This window comes from Ruminococcoides bili, assembly GCF_040093295.1.
GTDB lineage: Bacteria > Bacillota > Clostridia > Oscillospirales > Acutalibacteraceae > Ruminococcoides > Ruminococcoides intestinale_A.
In genome coordinates, this window is the sequence record NZ_JBBNJY010000050.1 from 1 (window position 1) to 10,662 (window position 10,662).

The window sequence follows — 10,662 nt, forward strand, 5'->3', positions numbered from 1 at the left end:
GCGTGAAAAGAAAAGCTCCAAAAGAAAGCACGCTTAAGGGGAAAGGGATTTCGAGTCCCTTTCCCCTTAAGTATCCCCTTTCCTTAGACGACCAAGGTCAGTGACCTTGGAACCTCTAACTTATATTTTTCTAATAAAATTTGTACTTGGCAAAATAAGTTATTTAATTATTTCCTTTTTAAACTTACACTTGCCTTTTGTTGGCTCTGCTCAAAACAGCACCTTTTAAAAAGGGTTGAACTAAATTTTGATTTTATAAAATTTACCATAGAACCTACTTTTTATTGCATTATGTAGTCCTTGAAAATCTTTTCAAAGCGTTTAAAGAAAACATTTTTGTTGCTTTTTATCATAAAGCCGAATAACAGTGAAACAGCAATTATATCGAATACGGGCAAAAACCATATAAACGGCAGTTCTGTATAGATTTCGGGATAGCTTAGGAAAAGGACAAGGCAGGTTGAAACCGTAACCAATACAAGAAAACCGATCCAAAATATTATATCTTTTTTGTTTGTGTAAGATTTAACGCATACATCAAGCTGAGTTCCACACTCTTCGGCTGTAATTTCATTTATCGGATTAAAAGGCTTGTATTTGTCGGCAGGGTGAGGACAGAGTTTTGCGGATTTACCGTTTACAGAGCCGTAAAGTGTTGTATCGCTTGCGGTGTTTCTGTTTAGGTTTGAAAGCGGCATATCTTTTAGGGTGTGATTGCCGAGAATATTAAAAAATTCTGCCTGCGATATGTTCATTTTATAATTGTGTTCTTTCATTTCAGTCACCTGTTTGTAATTATATTTAAGTGGATTTGAATAATGTTTGATTATTTGTGATTATTTAGAATTTCTCGCATTTTCAATAAATGTTCTGACAAGCTCAAAATCCTTACCCGATTTGTCGGCAAGCTCAACGCCTGAGCTGACATCTACCGCAAAGGGGCGCAGCTGAGCAACGGCTTTGGCTACATTGTCGGCTGTAAGTCCGCCTGCAAGGAAAAGCATTTTGTCGGTTTTAGGGAGTTTTTTAAGCAGTGTCCAGTCAAAACCTTGTCCGCTTCCGGGTACGGCGGAATCAAATAAAATGCCTTTTACATTTTTGTAATTATCAAGGTCGGTCAAGCTGTCTGTTCCGCTGACATTTATTGCTCTGATTATCGGAGTTTTGCTGTTCTTTAGGACTTCGTCGGTTATATTGCCGTGTATCTGTACATAGTCAAACCCAAGGTTATAAATCTGTTCAAGCTGTTCTTCGGTTGGTGATACGGTAACGGCAACGCTCTTTATATTTTTGTCAAGCAAAGCGAGCAATTCCTGCACCGTTTGGACAGAAATATTCCTATGGCTTTTCTCAAAAAACATAACAAACCCTGCAAAATCGGGGGAGAGTGTATTAATACATTTTATGTCGGTCTGATTTTTAAGTCCGCAAATTTTAACTTTTGTCATACTTGCCTCCTGTACTTTAATAATATGTTACCATAAGGAGGTAAAATGTCAATAGTCAAAGAAAAATTGCGGATTTTTTCCGAATTTTTTGATTTCAAATATTGACAAAAGCAAAAATAATGGTATAATAATTTTGTTATGCAATACAAAGAGTATAACATCCTTGCGGCGAAAGCCGCCATAATGTCCAGAAGGAGGTGCAATATAATGGCAGTAACAGCTAATTACGAGACAGTAATGGTAGTTTCTCTTAAGAACGGCGAAGAGAACGTTCAGAAGGTAGTAGAGAAATTCAAGGCTCTCATCGAAAACAATGCCACTTTAAAGAATGTTGACGAATGGGGCAAGAGAAAGCTTGCTTACCTTATCAACAAGGAGAGCGAAGGCTACTATGTTCTCTTTGATTTTGAAAGCACAGCAGAGTTCCCTGCAGAGCTCGACCGTATCTACAAGATTACAGACGGTGTAATGCGTTCAATCATCATCAAAAAAGAAGAAGAATAATTTACGAATGAACCTTTGTAGGGGTTATTCCTCGAACACGAAAGGAACTTAAAAATGCTTAACAGAGTGGTTTTAATGGGCAGATTAACTGCCGATCCGGAACTTAAGACAACCCCTAACGGTGTCAGCGTAACATCTTTCAGTATTGCGGTTGACCGTTCATATGTAAAGAGCGGCGAAGAACGCAAGGCGGATTTTTTCAATATTGTTTGCTGGCGTCAGACTGCTGAATTTGTTTGCAGATATTTCAGCAAGGGTTCTATGATTGCTGTTGACGGACAGCTTCAGAGCCGTTCGTTCCAGGCAAAAGACGGTTCTAACCGTTATGTAGTAGAGATTGTTGCAGACAATGTTAGCTTCACAGGCGAACGCCGTGACAGTAATGCTAACGGATACAATAATCAGTCTTACGGCAACAATCAATCATATGGCGCACAGTCTTATGGCTCTAACCAGTCTTACGGCTCGGCTCCATACCAGCAGGCACAGGCTCCTGCTGAGTCATATCAGAGCGGTTCAAATTCAGATTTTCAGGATATGCCGCTTGATGATGATTTACCATTTTAAATTTAACTGAATTATAATATAATTCATTGAAAGGAGTTCTCACAATGGCTGACAGACCAATTAACCGTGGTAGAAAAGCTCGCAAGAAGGTTTGCGGTTTCTGCGTTGATAAGGTTGAACACATTGATTATAAGGACATCGCTCGTCTTCGTCGTTATATGTCAGAGAGAGGTAAGATCCTTCCTCGCCGTGTAACAGGTACTTGTGCAAAACATCAGCGTGAAATTACAGTTGCAATTAAGCGTGCAAGACACCTTGCTTTGCTCCCATACACAGCTGACTAATCTATAATCAGTATTTTAAGCACCGTTTTTACACGGTGCTTTTTATTTTGCTTTTGTAAGTACAGTTTTTAAAAAATCTAAAAACTCTGACATAAATCAAAGAATATTTGTTTGTTTTGGTCAAACTTTAAAAAAGCCTCGAAAATTAATAAACAAACTTTACTCGCAAATTATGTGCAATTTGCCTTTTTGGCTTACGATTCCTACAAATACAGCAAATAACACTTGATTTTATGGCGATTTTCGGTATAATATTAAAGTAGTAACTATATATAGTTACTGTAACATTGTTGAAATGTGCCTGTTACGAACGGGCTTCATTTTCATAAAACACACAATACAGAACAGACCGTTTGCCAGCGGTCTGTTTTGTGTTTTACGGAAATTTATTGTATTACTTAATTGTAAAAAAATGCACCTGTAAATTATGCGGCTTACAGGTGCATATATTTTTTAATTAACCTACGCTGTAAATTTCAAGAGTATCAATATATCCTGAAAGGTAACGCTGAATTTCGGTTACATTATTAATTGTAATTGATGTGATGTAGCGGGTAACAGCTGAATTTTTGTACTGAAAATCGTTAAATTCAGCATTGCCGGCTGAATAGTTTTGCAAAAGAGTAACATCGTTTACATCAATCTTATTGTCAAGATTGATGTCCCCTGCAACAAGGTCGTTTATATATGTATAAGTTTGTTCTGTATCAGCGGGTTGATTATTAAGGTCTATAAACTTAATTCCGTTTTCTTTTGCGTATTTTTCGGCTGCGGTAGAGGAATAACCGTTGATTACATAATATGGGTTCAATATATTTGAATTTCCTTTGTTTGATAAAATATAATCGAAATATCCAAACGCTTCATCACCTATGTATTCAACATTTTTGCCGATTAATACTTTATTAAAAGAACAACCGATGAATGCATAATCGTCTATGTATTTTACACTGTCGGGAACTTTTATCTCTGTCAGTCTTGCGCATCCGCAGAATGCATCTTTGCCGATTTTGGTTACATTGTTACCGAGTTTTACATTTTCAAGATTATTCATATAGTTTGCAAAACTGTCGGGGATTTCTGTAATTCCGTTTCCGATCACAAGATTTTCAAGAGTGTAAATCGGTTTAATATTTGTATTATCGAGAGTTGTAAGGCTATCGGGTAAAATAAGGGTTTTAACATTGCTTGTATCTGTTGTTACAAATATAGATGAGGATAAATTTTTCACCTGTCGTCCAAGATAGGTGGAAGGGATTTCAAGAGTTTCTGACACTGTATAATTAATTGAAATAAGAATCAATGACTTGTCACTTAGGTCAACCGTATAATTGTAATCATTGTTACTGTCTTTATAATCGATGTTCACAAGTACAAAATCGTCATCGTTGAGAGTGCTTTTATCAATGTAATAATAATCACCTGATTTTTCAACGCTGACCGTATCTGAACTGCAGCTTGTTACGCTATGCAGTAATGACGAAACTCGTACATAATTGTCCCGCATTTCAATAAAAATATCACTGTTTGCCGGAGTAGGAATAAAGGAGAGGTTACTCATCTTTGAGTTTGCCTCATCAAATACAGACAATGATTTTGTTGCATAAACTTTGTTGCTTCTTTGAGTGCAGTAACCGTAAATTGATTGTACGGAAAAAGCAAATTCACTTGCGTATTTGCCGTATATTGTATTGCCCTCAACATTGCAGTATGAAACGCTTGAGTACCACGCTTCACCGCATATTGCTCCCGATGATTGAGTATCGGAAAAGTAGTTGTAATTTACAGTGCTGTTTTTTACAGCGCAGTTTAAAATAGCGGCATATTTAGCGTAAGCACTGAGCACACCGCTAACATTTGCAGGTGCGACATTTGCGTTTTCAATTGTTAAATCATATATTTTTGCACCTTGCAAAGAACCGAAGAATCCGCTGATATTGTTCAATTCATTTTTTGTTGAACCGATTTTAATGTTTTTGATTGTATGATTATTTCCGTAAAATACAGAACTGAAATAACCGTCGCTGTTGCATAGCGGTGGTACTTCTTTATCATAAACGGCGAAATCAAGGTCGGTATTTAGATTTATTTTTTCCGGAATATAGCCGTAATTATTGCAAATTTCAATAAGCGTAAAGTAATCGTCAATACTGCTTATTTCATAAGGAGCGTCAACGGCTTTTTCTTCATAGTATTTTAAAAGGATAACAGAATTGTTCATATCTTGAACAGAGCAAGATGAATTGCTTAAAAGGGATTTTGACGCTTCAATCTGATTATTCAGAAGATTTGCGTATTTCTCGGAGGAGATTTTGCTTTTATCTATGTTTTCGGCATCTGAAACGGCCTTTTTTAGATTTTCTGTAACTTCACTGTTATCTAAATCGGAAGTAAAAGCTTTTATAGAGGCATATGCCCTTGAAATATCAGGCTGATTATATGCATCACTCCATTGGTTATGGCTAAGTATATAGGAATTATTTTCTTTGCAATTCTGATTTGTAAGTAAAGAACTCGAAAAAGACATATAGCTTGAATCGTTGTTTGACTCAATTACAACCGAAAATTTTTCACCCGATGTAAGGTAAACTTCATCTTTTACATCTATGTAATGTACGCCGTTATTCTCAATTTTCCCGCTGAAAGCAGTGAGAAGTCTGCCGTCTTTTGGGTTATCAAAATCAGCATTAAGTGCATAAACAGAGGCGGTATAATCATAAGCACCCAAGGTTTTGAAACTGATTTGTTTTAACTGTTCGTCGGATTGGGCGGTAAATACATTTGCTGCACCTTCATAATTGTAACCGTAACCTTGAGTGACAAAGCAGTTCTGATATTCGTTGTCATAAGCATTGTTGCCTTGCATTATATATTGAGAAAAAGCAAGATTGGTTGTATCGTAAGAAATCCAAATATAACCATCATTGCCGTAATGCTCGCCCCAACTGTTTTTGCACAGCCATGCACCGTCATTTGAAGGCTTGACTTTACCGGTAAAATTATCTTTGCTGTAATTATCGTCCCAGCCGACAACGACTATTAAATGCGAATCTCCGATTCCAATGCAGGTATTATCGCTGTAATAGTTAGCGTAGTCGGAAGAATAACAGTCGGTAATGCTTGGATAGTAAACGGTAACGGCACCGTTTGACACAATCTTTGATTTTAAAGTATCTTTGTTATTGCTTATTTCACTGTAGTCCTTGAGTCTGTAGTCTGAATAATATCTAAGGGTTTCTGAAAAGCCTTTCTTCACTTCATTGTAAGGGCAAAGACTTTGCGGATATGTACCAAACCCCGAGTTAAGCGAGATGGCAAGAGTATCGGAAGTGCCTCCGTTACTGCCTTTTGACGAATCGTTTATGTAATCGCCGTAAAAAGGAGATGACTTGTCAACTATGCCTGAATGTATGTACCAGGTTTGTCCTGCCTCTGATAAGTCAATGGTGTCTTGCGGATTTTCTCCGAGCTTGCTTTTTAGGTTATTTTGCGAGAGAATACTCGATTCCATTGATGCTACAGATGCAAATGCCCAGCAATATCCCTCGGAACCCTGATTTTTAACCTTAGATACTCTGCCGTAATCTCGCAAGTCATATTTTTGCGGAAGTTTTTTGCTTATATTTTCAGTATCGTCATTAAGTTTTTCAACAGGAATTTCGTTGTTGTTTTCGTCGTATAAAACGGTTCTGCCTTCCTCAATCTTTTCGTAAATAGCTTTAACGGATTCGTTATCTTCAACAGTGGCGGCAGAAAACGCAGTAGAACCGCAGCCGAGAATGAGCAATGAAGAAAGCATTAATGATATACATTTGAATGATTTTTTCATATTCTCCTCCTTTATGATTACTTTTGATATTATAGCATTTAATTTATATTATTGCAATATTTACATATAAAATATATTATGCTGTTTAAATTTATGGTATATTTATAAAATATAAAGCTTATTGTCTATTTAATTTCAAGAGCAAGAAAACAGGGCGGTGCCGGAATGGGACTTGGATGATCAGTTTTGTTATGGACGATGAGTCGCATATGATATTTAATTTAAATATAAGCTCTGTAAATTCAAAAGCGTTGTTTAATAAAAACGACAATATCAGCGACAGTTTTGCTAAAGGGCTCGGAAGTATTTTGACGCAAAAAATATAAATGCTGATTTTTACGATAATGTTGACTTTAACGAACTGTTTTTAGATTATTCGCTTTACAATGATATTGATGCCGAATGTTTGGTAAGTTTTAATACAAATTGTTCCGAAATCAGCTTTGTTTTTAAATTTGGAAATTACCGAGATGAATCAGAAGAAATAGCGGAGTAAAATATACAAATTATGGTTTATTGGAGTATTCCTAAAATAATCATAAAAGTATTTTGCTAAACCATAATTCTCTCAACTTTCGATAAAAGACAAAAACCAACCGTCGTTTTTAGATTTCCGACGGTTGGTTTTCGTTTAGTCGGTTTGATAACTTACATAAAAATTTTTGCGTAGCTTTTGAGTGAACCTGATTTTTCTTCCATATTATATGCATATCCGCATCAAACCTCGGTTCAAACGGTCTGAAACAAAGACTGCTGTTTTCAAGACCAAGGAGGAATTTATATTGGTGATAATGTATTTATCGGTCATCAGGCAGTTTTTGCAACTTTAAATCACGAATAAAATCCTGCACACAGAGCAAATACAATTCCAAAGCCTATACATATCGGCAAAAGCGTATGGATAGGTTCGCGCGTAACAATCGGTGACGGCGCAATCATAGCCGCAGGCGCTGTAGTAACAAACGATGTCCCATCCTGGGCAGTAGTAGCCGGTGTGCCTGCTAAGATTGTTAAGTATTGTATCTGGGATTAAAAAATTAAAATTATATATTACTTTTATAAAAGCAAAGGTATTGATACAAAAAATCAATATCTTTTTATTATAATCAATAATCGTAATAACAAATATAAACAGTAAATTGTAACATCTTACAATTAAACATAGTGATATTTGTTCACTATTTTATTAAAATTTTATTGATAAATGACAAATAAATGATATAATAAGACTATGTTAATTTTATATAAATTTTAGAAGGTGATTATTATGATTTGGTTAAAAATTAATAAGTTATTATAATATTTTGGAGGGATTTATAATGGGTGTATTTAAAAAATTATTATCTGCCGTATCGGTAACATTAACGGCAACAATAGCATTCACTTTTCCTGTACAGGCGGTTGCGGCAAATTTATCAAAATTCTCGTCTGCAGAAGAAAATGATACAGAAAACACTATTGTCGGTGAATTGGTTTCTGAACGAGATGAGTACACAAAGTATTTTAGAATGAGTGACGGCTCTACGATGGCGGCGCAGTATGAGTACCCGGTGCATTATAAAGACAATAATGACGAATGGGTGGAATATAATAATTCATTGTCCGAAGTAAACGGAAACGCTACCGAAGATGAAGCAGGAATTGCAAATAATGAAAAATACTATAAAAATCAAAACAGTAATATTAATGTCAATTTATCGAATAAAGCCAAACTAAACAATATGATTAAAGTTGAGTTTGACGATTACATGGTAAGTTGGGGTTATAAAGGCACTAATTACAGTAAAGGTAAATTAGTTGATAACACAGAAGAACTTACCGGTAATGATGCTTTCCTTGCACAAGAAAATCTTATGTCTGAAATGCTCTATGAAAATATTTATGACAACATAGACTTGCAATGTCTTGTCAACTCATTGGGTGTTAAAGAAAATTTTATTATTAAAAGTAAAAATGTAAATAATGAATTTGTAATTCAATATAAAATAAACAATTTGAATGCAGTTCAAAAAAATGAAAGGGAAATATCGCTTACAGATAAAAACGGTAAAGAAGTATACATAATTGAAGCTCCGTATATGACGGATTCTGCGGGAAACGGCAGTTCTGATGTTTCGGTGAAAATTACAAATCAGAAAAACAATAAATTGACGGTTACTTTATCTTATGATAAAAGTTGGCTTGAGGACGATGAAAGAGTATTTCCTGTAACTCTTGACCCTACTTTCACCACAAGTCAAAAATGGAATAAAACATCATGTGCATATGTAGATAATTCAAATCCAAATACTTCTTACGGCTATGGCAGTGATACGGGATATACAGGAACTGTATATGTCGGAACATATGGCTCCGGTATGTACAGAACTTATATAAAGTTAAATGAATTGCCTAAGCTCAATAAGGGAGATATTGTTGTTTCGGCGCAACTGAATATGCATCTTTATCAGAATTCTTTTTATGATGATATGTATATAGGCGCATATCCTGTTACAAGCGATTGGTCACAAAAAACAATTACTTGGAATAATAGTGCCGATTTTAGCGGAACAGCGCTTGATTATGAAAAATTAACTTCCGATAACGGAACATGGCATGATTGGGATATTACAAATATTGTAAAAAAATGGTATAACGGTAGCAAAAACTACGGTGTTGTATTAAAATCAACAAACGAAAGTGATGAAGAACAATGTGCTTCATTCTATTCGGGTTCTTATCCGTCTTCCTCAATACCACGCCCGGTAATCGCTATTACTTACAGAAACAATAAAGGTCTTGAAAACTATTGGTCTTATTCTTCGTTCTCTGTCGGTACGGCAGGTACTGCGTATATTAATGACTATTCGGGAAACTTGACTTTTATTACATCTGATAATTCTACTGTCGGCAGTGGCTCTGTTTCTTTACAGCATATATTTAACGGATATACAAGTAATTCACATTTTACAAGCTCATTTCCGTATGCCGGAAAAGGTTGGAAACTGAATTATCAGCAGACACTTTATCCGTCATCAAAGTTTAGCACATCAGATTACTTAATAGATAATTATCCGTATGTATATACTGATGAAGATGGTACGGACCATTATTTTTTGGAAGAAACAACTAACGGTAAAACAACATATAAAGATGAAGACGGTCTAAAGCTGGAGTTAACCGTTAATTCGTCAAATTCAGCTGAAAAGTACACAATTAAAGATGAAAAAAATAACAAATTGATATTTAACAGTGACGGTGTTCTTGTTAAGACAACGGATTCAAATTCTAACAGCGTTAAAATTAATTTAGATTCTGCAAAAGGAATAAGTACAATAGAAGATGCTTGTGGAGATAAACTTACATTTAACAGAAACAGCGAGCATTGTATAACAAAGGTTACAAACTCAGCGGGAAAAGCAAGAATTTTCAGATATGACAACAACGACAGACTTATTCAAATTCAAAACCCCGACAATGGAATAATAACATTTGAATACGATAATGACGGTTCAATGACAAGCGTAACCGACACGGACGGATATAAGGTAGTTTTTGGTTATTCGTCCTTAAGCTCAGGCAAGAAAGTTACATCAGTTACCGAATATGCTTCAGACGGAACAGCAGGACAAAAAATCACATTCAGCCGTAATGAGTACAATCTTACAAATATCCGCTCAGCAGGTCTTGACGGTGTATATGGCAACAGAGACGACTGCGTATCTGTATATCAATTTGATAATTTAGGCAGAACAATATCTGTTGAAAACCGTTTGCAAAGCGGCGAAAAAATGGGCGCAGCGGTTTATTCGTATACTGACGGACAAGCCGATACATCTAAAAATAACCTGAAAAATCTTAACAGAGTTACAACTAATTATGCGACAACAACCAATGTTCAAAATTTACTTAAAAACCACAGCTTGGAAAGCAGTACATATTGGAGCAATATAAACCAAGGCAGCGGTATTGATTATTCAACAAGCTATGTTTCGGAAGAAAAATGTTTTGGACAAAAATCGCTGAAAGTTAAAGTAAATACCGCAGGTGA

General features: G+C 35.6%; 8 protein-coding genes. 5 read left to right on the forward strand and 3 right to left on the reverse strand.

The features are described from left to right. Positions 1-281 precede the first annotated feature (281 nt). Together AAAY30_RS10455 and AAAY30_RS10460 are read right to left on the reverse strand one after the other, a co-directional pair. A complete protein-coding gene (locus AAAY30_RS10455; protein WP_499215669.1) occupies positions 282-776 on the reverse strand; it encodes a hypothetical protein in 495 nt (164 codons plus the stop codon). A 60-nt stretch (positions 777-836) separates the two neighbouring features. Beyond that, entirely contained in the window at positions 837-1,448 is a 612-nt protein-coding gene (locus tag AAAY30_RS10460) for a phosphoribosylanthranilate isomerase (RefSeq protein WP_499215670.1), read from the reverse strand. Positions 1,449-1,655: 207 nt separating this feature from the next. Between AAAY30_RS10460 and rpsF the strand changes: the two genes are divergently transcribed. The 3 genes from rpsF to rpsR are packed head-to-tail and all read left to right on the forward strand — an operon-like array spanning position 1,656 to position 2,803. Next, positions 1,656-1,952, forward strand: coding sequence for a 30S ribosomal protein S6 (gene rpsF, locus AAAY30_RS10465; protein ID WP_022234224.1), 297 nt, complete (start codon positions 1,656-1,658; stop codon positions 1,950-1,952). Positions 1,953-2,006: 54 nt separating this feature from the next. Further along, entirely contained in the window at positions 2,007-2,519 is a 513-nt protein-coding gene (locus AAAY30_RS10470; protein ID WP_186934729.1) for a single-stranded DNA-binding protein, read from the forward strand. A gap of 44 nt (positions 2,520-2,563) precedes the next feature. Further along, complete coding sequence (rpsR, locus tag AAAY30_RS10475) at positions 2,564-2,803, forward strand: 30S ribosomal protein S18 (protein ID WP_022234226.1); 240 nt, start codon at positions 2,564-2,566, stop codon at positions 2,801-2,803. A 457-nt stretch (positions 2,804-3,260) separates the two neighbouring features. On the opposite strand, the gene AAAY30_RS10480 is transcribed toward rpsR, so the two are convergent. Continuing rightward, positions 3,261-6,632: a C1 family peptidase gene (locus AAAY30_RS10480; protein ID WP_337781834.1), complete on the reverse strand. Its 3,372-nt coding sequence runs from the start codon at positions 6,630-6,632 to the stop codon at positions 3,261-3,263. Between the two features lie 176 nt (positions 6,633-6,808). On the opposite strand from AAAY30_RS10480, the gene AAAY30_RS10485 reads away from it, so the two are divergent. Next, the gene (locus tag AAAY30_RS10485) at positions 6,809-6,958 is read left to right on the forward strand and encodes a hypothetical protein (RefSeq protein WP_302191435.1); all 150 of its coding nucleotides are present in this window, start codon (positions 6,809-6,811) and stop codon (positions 6,956-6,958) included. Positions 6,959-7,951: 993 nt separating this feature from the next. Further along, positions 7,952-10,662: DNRLRE domain-containing protein (locus AAAY30_RS10490; RefSeq protein ID WP_499215671.1), on the forward strand; the 2,711-nt coding region annotated here is incomplete at its 3' end.